Source organism: Pseudomonas sp. TE3-3-F2023, from assembly GCF_036784815.1.
Lineage (GTDB): Bacteria > Pseudomonadota > Gammaproteobacteria > Pseudomonadales > Pseudomonadaceae > Aquipseudomonas > Aquipseudomonas pudica.
The window spans coordinates 4,527,181-4,542,536 of sequence record NZ_CP145113.1 but is presented as its reverse complement, the minus strand read 5'-3'; the positions used below and the strand labels follow the sequence as shown (position 1 = coordinate 4,542,536).

Here is a 15,356-nt window from a genome sequence, read left to right as displayed (position 1 = left end):
CTCAAGATTGTTGTATCAGCAGGTTGACCGGAAACTCCGCCAGCACGGCGCTCAACATCAGCTCCCTGGAAGAGCTGACCGCAGTACCGGGGAAAAGTCCCGTCGAATTGGCAGGCGACAAGGCAAACGGCAGGCTCACCCGGGTATCGTCCCAGTTCTGTGCCGGGATCAGGGGTATCGGTGCGCCTGCCAGCAGGGTACTGGCAAGGCGTGGCGCGATGATGACGGCCCGTTCGCCTTCGCCAAGGCGAGCGAACGCGACCACCTTGTCGGCATGCCGGCCGTGCACGGTCAGTGGCAGGTAGGCGCCACGGCGGAACAACTCGGCATGGGCCTGGCGGCAGTCCAGCACCCGGGCGATCAGCGCCTGCTTGAGGCGGCCATCGCGCCAGTGTTCCAGCAGCTCGGCTACCGGCGTTGCATCGTCCAGGGTGCGACGCCGGCAGGCGTAGTCCACGGCGCGGCGGTTATCCGGGTCGACCAGACTGAAGTCCCAGTATTCGTTGCCCTGGTACAGGTCCGGTACGCCCGGCGTGGTCATGCGCAGCAGGGCCTGGACCAAGCCGTTGAGGGCGCCGGGGCAGGCCAGCAAGTGCGCGGCGTCGGCCAGCGACTTGCGCAGCTGCTGGTTCTCGCCGTCCAGCAACAGCCCATCGATGTAGCGGGCGCAGGCGTTTTCGTATGCTTCGTTCGGCGCGCTCCAGCTGCTGCGTAGCTTGGCCTCGCGCAAGGCCTTCTGCTGCCACTGGCGGATGCGTTCGGCGTAGTGGCCAAGGGCGTTGTCATCGTGCAGCTCGAGGTCCAGCGGCCAGCTGCCCAGCAAGGTCTGCAACAGCATCAGCTCGTCGCCGGGGCTGGGTGCCGGGCCGTCATCCAGTTGCGTGCGCAACGGGGTGGCCAGTTCGCGCCAATGTTCAATGCGGCTGGCCAGCCACGGGCCGCGCTCGCTGAGCACGGCCAGGCGTGCACGGGTGTCTTCGCCGCGCTTGTGGTCATGGGTGGCGCTGGCCAGCAGGTTGTCGGGGAAATCGCGCAGGCGCCGCTGGGCCTCGTTGTGGAAGTGCTCGAGCGGGGCGCTGAAACGCTCGGCGTCGAAGCCTACATCGTTGCGCGACAGCAGCCGCGCGCTGCGGTAGAACGCAGTATCTTCCACGGCCTTGGCGGCACTGGGCGCGGTCAGTTGCTGGAAGCGCACGCAGGCGTGGCGTAGCTGCTTGCGCGCCCGGCCTGCTGGCAGGCTGCGCCAGGCTTGCCCGCCCAGCCATTGTTGCAGGTGCTCCAGCAGCGGCCAGTCGGCTTCGCCCAGATCCTGCCGGGCATTGGCCAGGGCCTGCTGGAAAAACCCTTCGTCCTCTGCCGGGCGCCCGCAGGCATTGAAGTAGGTGCGGTACACCGGGTAATGCGCCACCAGTGCCTGCAAGGCGCGGCGGATCGCACCCAGGGTCAGGTCGCGGGTCATCAGATCGTTGCGCGCCACCTGCAACAGCGCCTGGGCCACCGACTCGCAGTCGCCGGCCAGGCTGGCATTGAGCACCAGGTGGCGGGCCTGACGCACTTCTTCGGGGAAGTCGGGGCGTTCGCTCACACTGGCCCACAGCTCGGTCAGCGCGGCTTCGCCCGCCGGGTCGTGCTGCAGCAGCGAGACCTGGTTCATGAATTCATAGCCGGTAGTGCCGTCGGTAAGCCAGTCGCGGTGCAGGTGCTCGTTGGCGCCGAGGATCTTCTCCACGTAGATCGGGAAGTGCTCCAGGGCAGCGTTCAACGGCCGCCGTGCCAGCAGGCCATCGACCCGCCGGCGCAGCTTGCGACAGTAACCGCGCGGGTCGGCCAGGCCGTCGATATGGTCGATACGCAAGCCGTCCACCAGGCCGCGCTCGATCAGCTCGAACAGCTTGGCGTGGGTGGCCTCGAACACCGCCGCGCGTTCCACCCGCAGGCCGCCCAGCTCGTTGATGTCGAAGAAGCGGCGCCAGTTGATGTCGTCGGCGGCGGTGCGCCAGCTGGCCAGCCGGTAGGTCTGGCGCTCCAGCAGCAGGTGCAGGCGCTTGAAGCCATTCTCGCTACGGCTGTCGAACGCCATCAGGGCCGATTCGAGGTCGGCGCCTTCGCCTGCCAGGCGCACCAGTTCGGCTTGCAGAGGCAGGGCGTCGGCGAGCGGCGTGGCCGATGCGTTCAACGCGGTGAAGCGTTCGGCCAGGGCCTTGAGTGCCGGCTCCGGGCTGAGGGCGAGAATCCAGCCATAGTCGACCGGGCAGATCGGGAAGCGGTGTTGGTAGTGGGCAACCTGCAGTAGCCCATGGTGCTTGTCGAACTCGAGCGGTATCTCGCCGTTTTTCAGCGCCATGCCATAGTCGCTGGCGAGGAACGGCAGCAGCAACTGGCCGGCCAGCAACGGGTCGCTGGAGTGCCACTGGATGTCGAAGAATTCTGCATACGGGCTGCGCCGGCCCCAGGCCAGCAGGCTCTGCCACCAAGGGTTGTCGGCACCGCCCACGGCCATGTGGTTGGACACCGTGTCGAGGATCAGCCCCATGCCGTGCTGACGCAGGGCGGCGACCAGCCGTTGCAGCGCCGCTTCGCCGCCCAGTTCGGGGTTGACGCAGGTCGGGTCGACCACGTCGTAGCCGTGGCGCGAGCCGGCGCGGGCCTTGAGGATGGGCGAGGCATACAGGTGGCTGATGCCCAACTGGGCGAAGTACGGCACCAGCGGCACAGCGTGATCGAGGGTGAAGTCACTGTGAAACTGCAGGCGCACGGTCGCGGTCAGCGCTTTCATCGGTCACGCTCCCAGGCCTGTTCGCGAGCCTGGGCCAGGAGCTCCAGGCGCCGCGCGGCGTCTTCGTCGTCGAGCAGTTCACGTACCGGCCGGGCGAAGCGCCGGCGCCAGTTGGGGTGGCCGGCGGTGGTACCGGGCAGGTTGGGTTGCTCGTCGCAGCCCAGCAGGTCTTCCAGCGGCACCAGTACCAGCGGTGCGCGGGTGTGGCCAACGTAGCGGATGGCTGCGTCGATCAGCGCGTCGTTGTCCGGCAGCGTGCCGTAGTTGGCTTCCAGGGTACGGCGCAGGCCATCGTGTTCCTTCTGCCGGTCGTGGCGCCAGTGCAGTTCGGTGGCGGCATCGATCAGTTGCAGGCGGTGGCTCCAGTCAATGTCGCGGTTTTCCAGCCAGCCGGCCAACGGCGCCAGGTCGTGGGTGCCGGTGGTGGCCAGGGCGTTGTCCGGCCAGTCGAGAATCGGCTTGAAATGGCCGGGCTGGGTCTGCTCGAAGGGCAGCACGCGCATGCCCAGCACGGCCTTGGCCGCCAGTTGCTCGCGCAGGCCTTCCGGCACGGTGCCCAGGTCTTCGCCGAGGATGATTGCCTGGTGGCGCACCGACTCCAGCGCCAGCAGGCGCAGCAGGTCGTCCAGCGGGTAGTTGAGGTAGGCGCCTTCGCTGGGCTTGGCCCCTTGCGGGATCAGCCACAGCCGGCGCAGGCCCATGACATGGTCGATGCGCAGGCCGCCGGCGTGGGCGAGGTTGGCCCGCAGCATTTCGATGAAGGCGCGGTAGCCGTTGCGCTTGAGGCCCTCGGGCGAGAAGGCGCAGATGCCCCAGTCCTGGCCGGCACGGTTGAGGATGTCGGGCGGTGCGCCTACATTCAGCCCTGCCAGCAGCTCGTCCTGGCGGCTCCAGGCCTGGCTGCCGGCACCATCGGCGCCCACCGCCAGGTCAGCGATCAGGCCGATCGCCATGCCGTTGCCGCGTGCCGCTTCCTGGGCGCGTTGCAGGCCCCGTTCGGTCAGCCATTGGCAGAAAGCATGGAACTCGACCTTGGCCGGGTAGGCGTTGGCGAAGGCCTCCACTTCCGGGTGGTATGGGTCGTGCCAGGCCTTGGGCCAATGGCGCCAGTCGGCGCCCAGGCCATGCTCCACGGCCTGGGCCTGCAGCACCTCGAAGCGGCAATGGTGCTCCAGCGCCTGGCCACCGGCTTCGCGGAAGCTGTCGAAATCCTTGCGCAGTGGGTGGTCGCCCTGGCTGAAACCCTGGTACAGGGCTTCGAGCAGGCGTTGGCGGGCGCTGGCGGCACGCGGCCAGTCAACCAGCGGGCTTTGCTCCAGGTCTTCCAGTTGTTGCTCCAGGCCGCAGGCTTCGATGGCCACGCGCACCTCCCGCTCGCCCAGCAGCGCGGCAGGGCTGGCGTACAGGGTATTGAGCAGCAGGCGGCTGGAGGGCGAGTAGGGGCTGTAGTGCGTCTGGTCGATGGCCGACAGCGCGTGGATCGGGCTGATGGCCAAGGCATCGGCACCGCGCTCGGCGGCCGCGCGGGCCAGTTGTTCCAGGGCCAGGCAGTCGCCATAGCCGCCATCGCCGGGGCGGCGCAGGCTGTACAGCTGCACCGCCAGGCCCCAGCAGCGCGGGGGCGGCTGCTGCACCCGGTCTTCGAGGCTGTAGCAGCGTGGCGGGGCCACGGCCACGGTGAAGCGGCGGCTGTCGATTTCCACTTGGTGGTAGCCGATGGGCAGTGCACCGGGCAGGCGGGCCTGGTCGTCGAGGTTCAGGGTGAGGGCGCTGTGGTCCTCCAGGGTGCAGTGTGCGACGCTGGCAGCGCTGAAATAGCGCGCCAGTGGCAGCGGCTGGCCGAGGTCGGCGGTCAGCAGTGGCGGCAGGTGCTCACTGTCTTCGGCAGCGTCCACGGCGCGCAGGCTGGCGGCAATGGCGGCGTCATCGGAGGCTGGGTGACCAAGGCCTTCAAGGATGTTGCGCAGTACCTCGTCGCTGACACGCTGGGGCCGGGCATTGGCGTCGATCCAGTCGCGGCTCAGCCCGACGCGGGTCGCCAGCCGGTGCAGGGCGGTTTCGCTCATGGGCGCTCCTTGGCAGGGGGAAGCAGGCTGACCACGCAGCTGTACGCGGCCAGATGGGTGTCGGGGTGACGGGTGTCGCTGCTGTCGAACAATCGGGTTGCTGGTGCGGGCAGCTCGGCGGGCTGCGGGGTGGCGGCCAGGTTCAGGTCGATGCGCAAGGTGCTGCCATCACCCAGGCGCCAGCGTGCGGTCAGTGCCTTGTCGCCGAGCACCTCGGCGCCCAGCGCGCGACTGCCTGGCAGGCGCGGGATCACATGGCGGCGACGCAGGTCAAGCAACTGCTGGTACAGACCGTGCCAACCGGCGACGACTTCCCGGGCCTGCGGGCGGGACGCCTCGAAGGTCTGTTCGGCGTTGGGGTCGGGGATGCGTTGGCGCTGTTCGGGGTCGGCGAAGGCGGCGAAATGGGCGAACTCGCCGCGCCGGCCTTCGCGCACGGCGTCGGCCAGTTGGTCATGGAAGTCGGTAAAGAACAGGAACGGCCGGCAGCTGCCGTCTTCGTCGCCCATGAACAGCAGCGGGATCATCGGCGCCAGCAGCAACAGGGCGGTGGCTGCCCGCAGCGCCGGCGGCGGGCACAGGCGGGTCAGGCGCTCGCCGAGGGCACGGTTGCCGACCTGGTCGTGGTTCTGCAGGAACAGCACGAAGGCGCTGGGTGGCAGGTGCCCGCTGGGCTCGCCGCGGGGCGTGCCATGGCGGTTGGCCTGGCCCTGGAACACGAAGCCTTCGCCAAGGCAGCGGGCCAGCTGGTCGATGGGGCGATGCTGGTAGTCGGCGTAGTAACCTTCGGTTTCGCCGGTCAACAGCACGTGCAGGGCATTGTGGCCGTCGTCGTTCCACTGCGCGTCGAAGCCTTGTTCCAGCAGGAAGGCCTGGTTGTGCTCGTTCTCCAGTACCAGCCACACCTGGCGGCCCGGCTCCACTGCAGCGCGTACCCTTTGTGCCAGCTCGACCAGGAAGTCGGGCTGGTCGATGGCGTGCACGGCGTCAAGGCGCAGGCCATCGAAGCGGTAGTCGCACAGCCACATCAGGGCGTTCTGGATGAAGTACTCGCGCACCTGCGGGCGACGAAAGTCGATGGCTGCGCCCCAGGGGGTCTGCCGGTCTTCGCGGAAGAACGGGCTGGCATACTGGTGCAGGTAATTGCCGTCGGGGCCGAAGTGGTTGTACACCACATCGACCAGCACCATCAGCCCATTGCCATGGGCCTGGTCGACCAGCGCACACAACTGCTCGGGGCTGCCGTAGGTGTTTTGCGGTGCATAGGGCAGCACGCCGTCGTAACCCCAGTTGCGCTCGCCTGGGAACTGCCCCAGCGGCATCAGCTCGATGGCGCTGATACCCAGCTCGGCCAGGCGCGGCAGTTGCCGGGCGACCCCGGCGTAGCCGTCGAGCAGGCCGACATGCAGCTCCTGGATGACCGCCTCGTGCCAGGGCCGGCCTTGCCAGGGGTGTTGCCAGGCATAGCCGACCACATCCACGACCTGGCTCGGCCCCTGTACGCCGTCGGGCTGGTAGCGCGAGGCCGGGTCGGCTACCTGCAGTTCACCGTCGATACGGTAGTGGTAACGGTCACCGGCCTGGCACGGGGCCACGCCGCTGTACCAGCCCTCATCATCGGGCAACAGCTCGATGGCCGGCTGCTGCTCCAGTTCCACGCTCACGCTGCGCGCATCCGGCGCCCAGAGGGCGAAGCGCGCCGACGTGGCGTCCAGCAGGTGTGCGCCATGTCTGTGCATCTTCAAATCCCCGTTCAGTAGTGGCTGTGCTGCGCCTGCTTGACCAGGTCTTCGTACAGGCGTGCGTAGGGTTCCACGGCCTGGCACCAGTTGAACGGTTGGGTCATCGACAGGCAGCGCATCGCATTCAGCAGGTCCTTCTTGCCATAGACATAGAAGGCGCGGCTGAGGGCCTGGCGATAGCTCTCGACGGTGGACTCATCGAACAGGAAACCGGTGACACCGGACTCGATGGTGTCGGCCAGGCCGCCGGTATTGCGTGCCACCGGCAACGAACCGAAGCGCTGCGCGTACATCTGGCTGAGGCCGCACGGCTCGTAGCGTGACGGCATCAGCAGGAAGTCGCTGCCGGCGAACATGCGCCGGGCATCGGTTTCGTTGAAGCCGATGCGCACGCCGATACGGCCCGGGTGGCGTAGCGCCAGCTCGCGCATGGCTTGTTCTTCTTCCGGCTCGCCACGGCCGATGATCGCGATCTGCCCGCCTTGCTCGACGATGTAGTCGGCGACACCGAGGGTAAGGTCCAGGCCTTTCTGGTAGACCAGGCGCGAAACCACGGCGAACAGCGGGCCTTCGGAGGGCAGCAGTTCGAACAGCTCGCGCACTGCCTGGGCATTGCGCGCCTTGCCTTCCCAGTCATTGATGCTGAAGTTGTGCTGCAGGTGCTTGTCGGTGGCCGAGTCCCAGCTTTCGTCGATGCCGTTGGGAATGCCGCCGAGCAGGCCTTGCTGGGCCTTGCTGGCGAGGAAGCCGTCCAGGCCGCAGCCGAATTCCGGGGTGGTGATTTCCCGGGCATAAGTGGCGCTGACCGTGGTGATGTGGCTGGAATAGGCCAGGCCGGCCTTGAGGAACGACAGCTTGCCGTAAAACTCCATGCCTTCCTGCTGCATGGCATGTTCGGGGATTGCCAGCTCCGGGCTGCAGCCGCGGCTGTACACACCCTGGTAGGCCAGGTTGTGAATGGTGAACAGGGTAGGCGTGCTCAACCCGCGCCAGTGCATGTAGGCCGGCGCCAGACCGGCGGGCCAGTCGTGGGCGTGCACCACTTCGGGCTTCCAGTGGATCCTGCCTTCGCCGGCGGCGATTTCGGCGGCGGCCAGGCCCAGGCGGGCGAAACGGATGTGGTTGTCGGGCCAGTCGCGGCCGTTGTTGGCACCATAGGGGGTGCCGTCGCGCTGGTACAGTTCGGGGCAGATCAGCACATAGATGACCAGGCCGTCGGCCATGTCCATGCGCCCGATCTTGCATGGCGGCAGGGCGGCGTGGCCACCCAGCTCACCGACAATGTGGATGGGGTTGTCGCTTTCCATCACCTGGCGGTAGCCGGGGATCAGCACTCGCACGTCGTGCAGGTGGGCCAGTGCCCGGGGCAGGGCGGCGGACACGTCACCCAGGCCACCGGTTTTCACCAGGTCGGCGATTTCCGAGGTCACGAACAAAATCTTGCGCTTGTTGCGGTTGTGCTGGCGCTGGGCGCCGGGTGCCTTGCCTGTCGTGGCGAAGTCCGGGGTGAGCGGTTCGCGGTTGTCCGGGTTGAATGAATCTACGTGAGGCTCGACAGCGGCACTGATCATACTTCTCTCCATCCCTATGCTTGGCCGGGTGCTGGCACCCGTGGCAATGTTTCGTGTTGGTTCTCTCTGTTTCTGGATTCTGCGTAGTGCGTTCCATGCCCCAAGGTCGTGCGCGCAGGCACGGCGCGATCGGCATTCCCGCCGAAGGCGATTGGGCTGGTGGGGTGTGTGGGCCGAGGCTGGGAAGTCCCTTTGCGTTTGGCCTACTTAGTTCCTGACCTGCCCGCGTTCCGTAAAGTTCGACTTTTTTTCGTCACTCTTCCGTTGAGCAAATGGCGGGCCGAAAACCGAGTGTAGGAGAGAAAGAGATAAAAATGTGACCCACTGGTCACCATTGTCGTGCCGCGGAGTAGACGCAAACGTTGGCGGTTGTGACCGGATGTGACGATAGGTCTGGCGCGGTGGATGAGGGGCAGACGGCATGCCCCAATTCTTGCCACTCATGCACCTTTTTGGTGCGATTGAGGGGTGCCAAGGTCATCGCCCTCCAACAGAATGGTGCATTTCGGAATTCAAGTGATTTCAGGATGAATGAAAGGGGCTGTTTCGCGAACTTTTAGTAACTGTATTTATTATTTTTCTGGCTTGAATTGCTGGTTTTTCAGTGAGCGGACTCGCACGCGCAAAAGTTTGTAAGTTGATGCTTTAGGAAATTTCCTACGAAGTCGTCAATGCATGAAACCCATCGTTCCTGTCATGGCGGAGCGGTACGGTTTAAGTTGCTCTTCATTCACTGCCTCATCCTCACTGTCGTCATCGGTCAAGTCCGCCAATACCACGGATCTAGCCGGCTTGGGCGTTGGCGACGGGCAATTTTCATTCGACGTACTCATCTTGAAGAAAGCCAGGATGTGGTTGTTTTTTCGCCGGTAAACATGATGGCGGGTAGAGCAACTCATGAAACAGTCGGACTTTCGTTTCGGATTTCAGGCGCTCGCCGGGCGCACGGAGTTCGAAGTGGTTTCATTCAAGCTGGAAGAAGCTATCAGCCAGCCATTTGTGCTGAGCCTTGAACTTGTCAGCTACGACAGTGATGTCGACTTCGGCCAGTTGCTCGACAAGCCTGCGCTATTCACCCTTTATTGCGCAGGCCGGCCACTGCGTCATGTGCATGGCTTGGTCAGTGCCTTCAGCCAAGGTGAAACCGGCTTCTGTCGCACGCGCTACCACGCTGTGGTCGAGCCGCAACTGGCCCGCGCCCGCTTGCGTTCGAACTGGCGCATCTTCCAGCAAAAAACCGTGCCGCAGATTCTTGAACTGATGTTCAAGCGTCAGGGCATTGCCCGGTTTGAGCTCAATAGCAGCGCCGAGCACCAGGTGCGTGAGTTTTGTGTCCAGGCGGGGGAAACCGACCTCGACTTCATCCATCGCCTTGCCGCTGAAGAGGGCTTCGTCTACCGCTTTGCACACTGCGCCAGGCACCACACGCTGATCGTTACCGATCGCCTGCTATCGCTTGGGTTGCTCAGCCGGGGCACGCTAAAGCCCGTAGATGATGAAGCGCTTTGGCTGGATGAAGATGATCTCGGCCCCGACAAGGTGCTGTACCACGCCAGTAGCGGTGGCGACCAGGCCCGTGCTTGCCTGCGGCGTTTGCGCTACTGCGAGCAGGTGCGTACTGCGCAGCAGGTGCAGCGCGACTACACCTTCACCAACCCGGCCTATCGCCAGGAGCACAAGGCCCAGGCCAGCGGAATCACGCACCAGTCGCTGGACTATGAGTTTTTTGATTACCCGGGGCGCTACAAGCGCGATGCGGTCGGCAAGCCCTTCACTGAAACGCGGCTGACGGCGCTGCGCCATGACGCCCGCCTGGCCGAAGTACAGGGCGATGACGTGCGCCTGCAGCCAGGCCTGAGCTTCACCCTAGTCGGCCACCCGCGTGAAGACCTTAATGTGCACTGGCGCGTAATCAGCCTGTGCCACGAAGGTACGCAGTTCACCAGCCTGCAGGAAGAAGCCGTCGGCGCCGAACAAGGTACCCGCTATGTGAACGATGCGCAGCTGGTGCAAGGCATGGCCGAATGGCGCCCGGCACCCTTGGCCAAGCCGCGTATCGATGGCCCGCACATGGCCACCGTGGTCGGCCCGCCGGGCGAAGAGATTTTTTGCGACCAGTGGGGGCGGGTCAAGGTCAGCTTCCCCTGGGACCGTGAAAGCAGCAACAACGAATTCAGTTCCTGCTGGGTGCGGGTGTCGCAAGGCTGGGCCGGTGGCAGTTGGGGTTCGATGGCCATTCCGCGTATTGGCCAGGATGTGATTGTCCAGTACGTCAATGGCGACCCGGACCAGCCGATGATCACCGGGCGCACCTACTGCGGTGACCAGCTGCCGCCTTACGACCTGCCCGAACACAAGACCCGCATGACCATCAAGAGCCAGACCCATAAAGGCGATGGCTTCAACGAGTTGCGCTTCGAGGACGAACTGGGGCGCCAGGAAGTATTCATTCATGCCGAGCGCGACCAGAACAACGTCGTGAAACACAACGAAACCACGCTCATCGGCAATGATCGTAGCGAGCGCGTCGAGCATGACGAAGTGGTGCACATAGGTGGCAACCGCAGTGTCAAGGTCGGCGCCAGCAAGAGCGAAACGGTCGCCCTTGGCAAAGTCGAAAGCATAGGCCTGGGCAAGTCGTTGGCCGTTGGCGGGGCGTTGAGCGTGATGGTTGGCCTCGAGGCCAGCGAGCAGGTCGCGCAGGACAAGCGTGTGCAGGTCGGCGGGCAACTGCGGGTCGATGCCAATGACGATGTGTCGATCACCAGCCATCACGGCCATGTGCACATCGACAGCCGAACGTCGCTGACCCTGAGTTGCGGCGGGGCGTTCATCAAGCTGGTTGATGGCCGCATCGAAATCGGTTGCCCCGAGCCACTGCTGTTGCATGCCATCGCCCAGGTAAAGGCGCCTGCACGTTACGGCGAGCCGCCTGCACCGTCGCAGGAGGAAATCGAGTTTCGCCTGGTGCATGCCGACGGTACGCCGATTGCGGGCACGGCCTACGTAGCGACGTTGTCCGATGGCACCCAGCGCCAGGGTATGGTCGACCAGAACGGCTATGCCCGCCTGGCTGGCGTTACCCCCGGTTGTAGCGCCCAGGTGCGCTACGAGGTTGGCCAAGGTTCGCTGCAGCTGACGACCGCAACCGAGCCGGATGCTGCCCTGCAGGCATTGCTTGCCGGCTGTACCTCGGCAGGTGGCCAGTCATGAACTCCGCTGCTGACTGGCTGGATGAAGCGGTGGAAAGGGTGGCAGGTGGCTTTGGCTGGCTGCGTGATCTGGTGCTGGGCGAGTTTGCCGAGGAACGGCCACTGAGCGTGGTCATTGCCGACATGCTGCTGTCGTTGGTGCCTGGGGTGGTGATCGTGCTCAGTGCCCGTGACCTGGCCGCAGTGTGCCTGCGCCTGGGCAAGCGCTACACAGCGGATGACAGCCAGGCAACGGCGCAGCCGCCACAGTGGCAGGAGTGGGTGCTGCTGGTCGCCTGCCTGATTACCTTGATCGCGCCGATCATCGGTGCCGTGGTGGGGGCGGTGGGTACGCCCGTGGGCTCGGTGGCAGGTGCATTGGTCGGCCAGGAAGCGGCAGCGTTTCTGCGAGGTTTGTGCCTGCTACTTATCCGTGAAAGCCAGATCATCTTGCGGACCGTGGTTGCGTTTCTTGGCAAGTTCACCCGCGGCAGCGTGGAGTTCTGGCTGCGCCAGGTCAGGTTCACGAGCTATGAAAAGGATTTGCTGGCCTATCTGAACCAGTTCTTGACCAAGGTCATCGCTGCAACGGCAAAGCTTCGCAGCTACCTGGGCAACTGGCCCTTCAACCAGGCGGCCTCGCACCTGTTGGTGCGGCTGCAGGCCATGGAAGCGCAGTTCTACGCGGTGCAGGTGCATGCAGTGCGGGAAATCCCACAGGCGCTGATGCAACTCGACGCCAGGTTGGCCAAGGTGCTGGAACAGGCCAGCGATCTGCCCGCGCAGGTTGCGCAGGCCGGGGTGCATGCGCCTAAGCCGGTGCCCATGGCGATGAGTGGTGGGCGGGTGACTTCTGGCATTGGCATGCGTCCGCGTTACCTCGAGCGCCCCGAAGGTGCGCTCGGCCCGCCGGTGCCCACCTCTGCGGCTGCCGCCACGCATGGCGCCAATGTGCACGTGTTCGATCATTCCACGGCGACCCGGGCGCAGAAGGGCATTTATGGGGAGGTGGTCAGTGATCAGTACATGCTCGGCAAAGGCCATGAGAACCTGCTGTCGGTCGCTCGTGGGCCTCGCAGCCTGGAAATGAAACCCACCGGGCGCGGGCTGGATGGCGTCTATCGTAATGCCCATCCACCGCCGCCGTTCATCATTACCGAGACCAAGTATCGAACGGGGGGCGCGTTTTCGCCGGGTAGTTTGCCGGTTACAAAGGGGAGTAAGGGGTTTCCGAGCGCCAGGCAGATGAGTGATGCGTGGATTCGTCCAAGGCTTTCCGAAAGTTTGGGGAAAGAACAGGCAATGAATATTCGCTCGGCTGGATATGAGCGTTGGTTGATAACCGTAGATGAGAAGGGTGCTGTAACCCAGGTAGTCAAGCTTGATGGGCATGCTAAATCTATAGGTGATGTAATTCAGTAGGATCTGAAAATGAAGAAATTTGATGAGATCAAACGTGAGCCTTTGCTGCAAGAGACAGCCTATCTGGACTCTGTTGATTTTTGGAAGAAATACTATGTGCAGCTAAAGGCTGAAGAGTGTCTAGCGTTGGAACGCCCAGATTACGTAAATATTGAAGGGTTGAGTTGGGATTGGTGCTTTGAATCTCTGGAGTTACTAGTAGCACTTTATTCGGGGGGAGAGCCCGTTGAAGCGCTTGAGTTTTACGTGGATCACATGTTTTCCCAGTTTCAACGTCACAAGCAAGCTTATCCGGCTTTCAGCTTGAAGCTGTGGGAGCCGGATGCGTATCAGTACACACTCTGGCTTCTATCGTTTGCAGTGCTGTTCAACAAGCCCGGGCGCATCAGGCAAATCGCAGGTTTTTTGAGTGAAGCCCCAGATGACGGTGAGGACATCCTGTTGCGGCAACTGTTTTCCCGTGTGGGGGTGACGATTCCCGGGAGTACGTTGATTCATGAGCGCCCCTATCATGAATTGCTCAATGCCGTAACTACCGAGAAGGATGAGCAGCAACAGGCGGTGCGTAGTTACCTGAAGCAGTGGTATCGAGGCATGCGCAACTGTTATTGGCATGACCGGCACAAGGCACGAAGCGATGCGGGTTTCTTTGGCTATTGGGCCTTTGAGGCAGGATTGGTCACTGTGTTGTGGGGCGTCGACGATACGCCCTATAGAGATCTTCCTTTCTACCCGAAGGATTTGGTAGACGATGCTCGCAAGCGTCAAGTTATCAAAAGCTTCCCTGAACAACTGCAAAGCGCGCCATATTCGGATGCGCTTGCCAGGTCGGGCGAAATCTGCCCGCGCACGGGTGTGTGGGTATGTGATGAATGGGCGGTGGGGCCTCAGACATTCATGCAAGGCGTAGAGATGCCGAGCGAAAATGGGCGCTCTCTGGTTTGGCGCTTGGTGAAAGGCTTATAGCGTGCGGGAGGGCCGATGGGCCAGTTCGACAGCATCAAGCGCGACCCGTGGATGGTCGAGCAGCATTACCTGGCTTCGACCCGTGAAAAAGAGCAGGAATTCGCCGACCCTGACGCCCAGGCATTGCTGAGCGGGCCAGCCGAGCACAGGCACCACTACCGTGGCCTTAGCCGTGACTGGGCCCACATGGCACTGGAGCTGGCAGTGCAGCGGTATTCCGGTGGCGAGCCGATGGAACTGGTAGAGGCCTATGCAGACTATGCGTTCGCCCAGTTCGCCCGGCATTTTTCGGCGTACCCGGCAACCAGCGAGCAGTTGCGCCCCTGGGTGTCGGATGAATACCGGCTTGCCTTGTGGCTATTGTCGCTGGCGGTGCTGTGCGGTTACCCCGAGCGTGTCGACCAGGTACTGGGCTGGCTGAACCAGGACGACGAGCGCAGCCCCGACCTGCTGCTGCATCGCCTGTTCCAGCGGCTGGGCAAGGCCTACCCTGGCACCTCATTGCTTCACCCCGAACCTTATGGCGCCTTGCTGGAGAGCCTCGACCTGAAAGGGCCCGCGCAGCATGACGCGCTCATGCAATATCTCGGGCAGTGGTACGCCAATGCGCACGTTTGCTACTGGCACGAGCGCCACACCCGGGCACGGAGTGACCACTTGGGTTACTGGGCCTTCGAGGCCGCACTGGTGGCGTTTTTATGGTCTGTGCAGGGTGATGGCCTGAAAAGCGCTCCTTACTTTTACCCGCAGGCGCTCATCGAAAGGGCGCATTACCGACGCCTGGGCAAGCAGTTCCGCGACCCGGAAACCGCCAGGCGCGAGGATGCCCCAGGCTGGCCTTCCGGCACGCCTTGCCCATGGCCCGGGTACTACGTCTGCGTCGAGCGCATGGTGGGCGAGCAGGTGTTCATGCACCAGGTACCTTTCCCTGAGATCGATGGCCAGGTCGTTCACTGGCGGCTGTCGAGAACGTTCTGATTGGCGCTGCCGGCATGCGTGCCTGGCGCCTCACATGATTCGGGAGTGGCAACAATGCCCGCCATCGTTCTGCTGGGTCACCCTCACCACTGCCCATTGTGCGGCCCGACCAGCATCAGCAGCGGCTCCAGTCTGTTCTTCGTCAACGGCAGGGCAGCCGCCAGGGTTGGCGACAGGCTCGGGTGTGGGGCGGTGATTACCAGCGGCTCGGCACTGATGATGGATGATGGGCAGCCGCTTGCCAGGGTCGGCGATGCCACCAGTCATGGCGGTACCCTGGAAAATGGCGATAATAGCTGGCTGCTCGATTGAGCGATGTGGGAGCAGTTCAGCTCCCACAGGGACGGGGCAACTTCAGAGGCTGACGGCCTTGCCGTCTGTGCGTGCTTGCGCCAGCAGCAGGTTCAATTGGGCGACCTGCTGGCGCAGCTGGTCACGTTCGTCCTTCAGTTTACGCAGCTCATCACGGCGCACGGAGACATAGAGGGTCTGGGTTGGGGTTGCAGGCATCAAGGTACCCATGAGCACACCTCGCGGTTTTGGCTGGTGACAAGTTAAAGCGTAGACGCTTCAGGCGGGCGCATTTTGAATTCTTTCGCAGGTCTTGGGAACTTTTTTGTTTATTGTGGTCTCGCCGTTCGTCG

The 15,356-nt window shown here is 63.7% G+C and carries 10 protein-coding genes; 5 read left to right on the top strand and 5 right to left on the bottom strand.

The window, feature by feature from the left end; genetic code table 11:
* Window position 1 precedes the first annotated feature (1 nt).
* The 4 genes from V3314_RS20995 to glgA are packed head-to-tail and all read right to left on the bottom strand — an operon-like array spanning window position 2 to window position 8,155.
* A complete protein-coding gene (locus tag V3314_RS20995) occupies window positions 2–2,776 on the bottom strand; it encodes a malto-oligosyltrehalose synthase (protein WP_196182725.1) in 2,775 nt (924 codons plus the stop codon).
* Complete coding sequence (malQ, locus tag V3314_RS20990; protein WP_338459592.1) at window positions 2,773–4,842, bottom strand: 4-alpha-glucanotransferase; 2,070 nt, start codon at window positions 4,840–4,842, stop codon at window positions 2,773–2,775. The genes V3314_RS20995 and malQ overlap by 4 nt, the downstream gene beginning before the upstream one ends.
* On the bottom strand, window positions 4,839–6,581 hold the full coding sequence (treZ, locus tag V3314_RS20985) for a malto-oligosyltrehalose trehalohydrolase (protein WP_196172725.1): 1,743 nt from the start codon (window positions 6,579–6,581) through the stop codon (window positions 4,839–4,841). The genes malQ and treZ overlap by 4 nt, the downstream gene beginning before the upstream one ends.
* Window positions 6,582–6,595: 14 nt before the next feature.
* On the bottom strand, window positions 6,596–8,155 hold the full coding sequence (gene glgA / locus V3314_RS20980) for a glycogen synthase GlgA (RefSeq protein ID WP_196172724.1): 1,560 nt from the start codon (window positions 8,153–8,155) through the stop codon (window positions 6,596–6,598).
* 897 nt (window positions 8,156–9,052) lie between these two features.
* Between glgA and tssI the strand changes: the two genes are divergently transcribed.
* Genes tssI through V3314_RS20955 form a run of 5 tightly spaced genes read left to right on the top strand, consistent with a single transcriptional unit; the run spans window position 9,053 to window position 15,024 of the window.
* Window positions 9,053–11,368: a type VI secretion system tip protein TssI/VgrG gene (gene tssI, locus V3314_RS20975; protein WP_338459591.1), complete on the top strand. Its 2,316-nt coding sequence runs from the start codon at window positions 9,053–9,055 to the stop codon at window positions 11,366–11,368.
* The gene (locus tag V3314_RS20970; RefSeq protein WP_338459590.1) at window positions 11,365–12,768 is read left to right on the top strand and encodes a hypothetical protein; all 1,404 of its coding nucleotides are present in this window, start codon (window positions 11,365–11,367) and stop codon (window positions 12,766–12,768) included. Before tssI ends, V3314_RS20970 begins: the two co-directional genes overlap by 4 nt.
* A gap of 9 nt (window positions 12,769–12,777) precedes the next feature.
* Entirely contained in the window at window positions 12,778–13,734 is a 957-nt protein-coding gene (locus V3314_RS20965; protein ID WP_046615642.1) for a PoNi-like cognate immunity protein, read from the top strand.
* A gap of 15 nt (window positions 13,735–13,749) precedes the next feature.
* Entirely contained in the window at window positions 13,750–14,712 is a 963-nt protein-coding gene (locus V3314_RS20960; protein WP_046615643.1) for a PoNi-like cognate immunity protein, read from the top strand.
* Between the two features lie 54 nt (window positions 14,713–14,766).
* The gene (locus V3314_RS20955; RefSeq protein ID WP_046615644.1) at window positions 14,767–15,024 is read left to right on the top strand and encodes a PAAR domain-containing protein; all 258 of its coding nucleotides are present in this window, start codon (window positions 14,767–14,769) and stop codon (window positions 15,022–15,024) included.
* A gap of 42 nt (window positions 15,025–15,066) precedes the next feature.
* Here the strand turns inward: V3314_RS20955 and V3314_RS20950 are convergent, their stop codons facing one another.
* Window positions 15,067–15,234, bottom strand: a complete 168-nt coding sequence (locus tag V3314_RS20950; protein ID WP_013973320.1) for a DUF6026 family protein — start codon at window positions 15,232–15,234, stop codon at window positions 15,067–15,069.
* Window positions 15,235–15,356 lie beyond the last annotated feature (122 nt).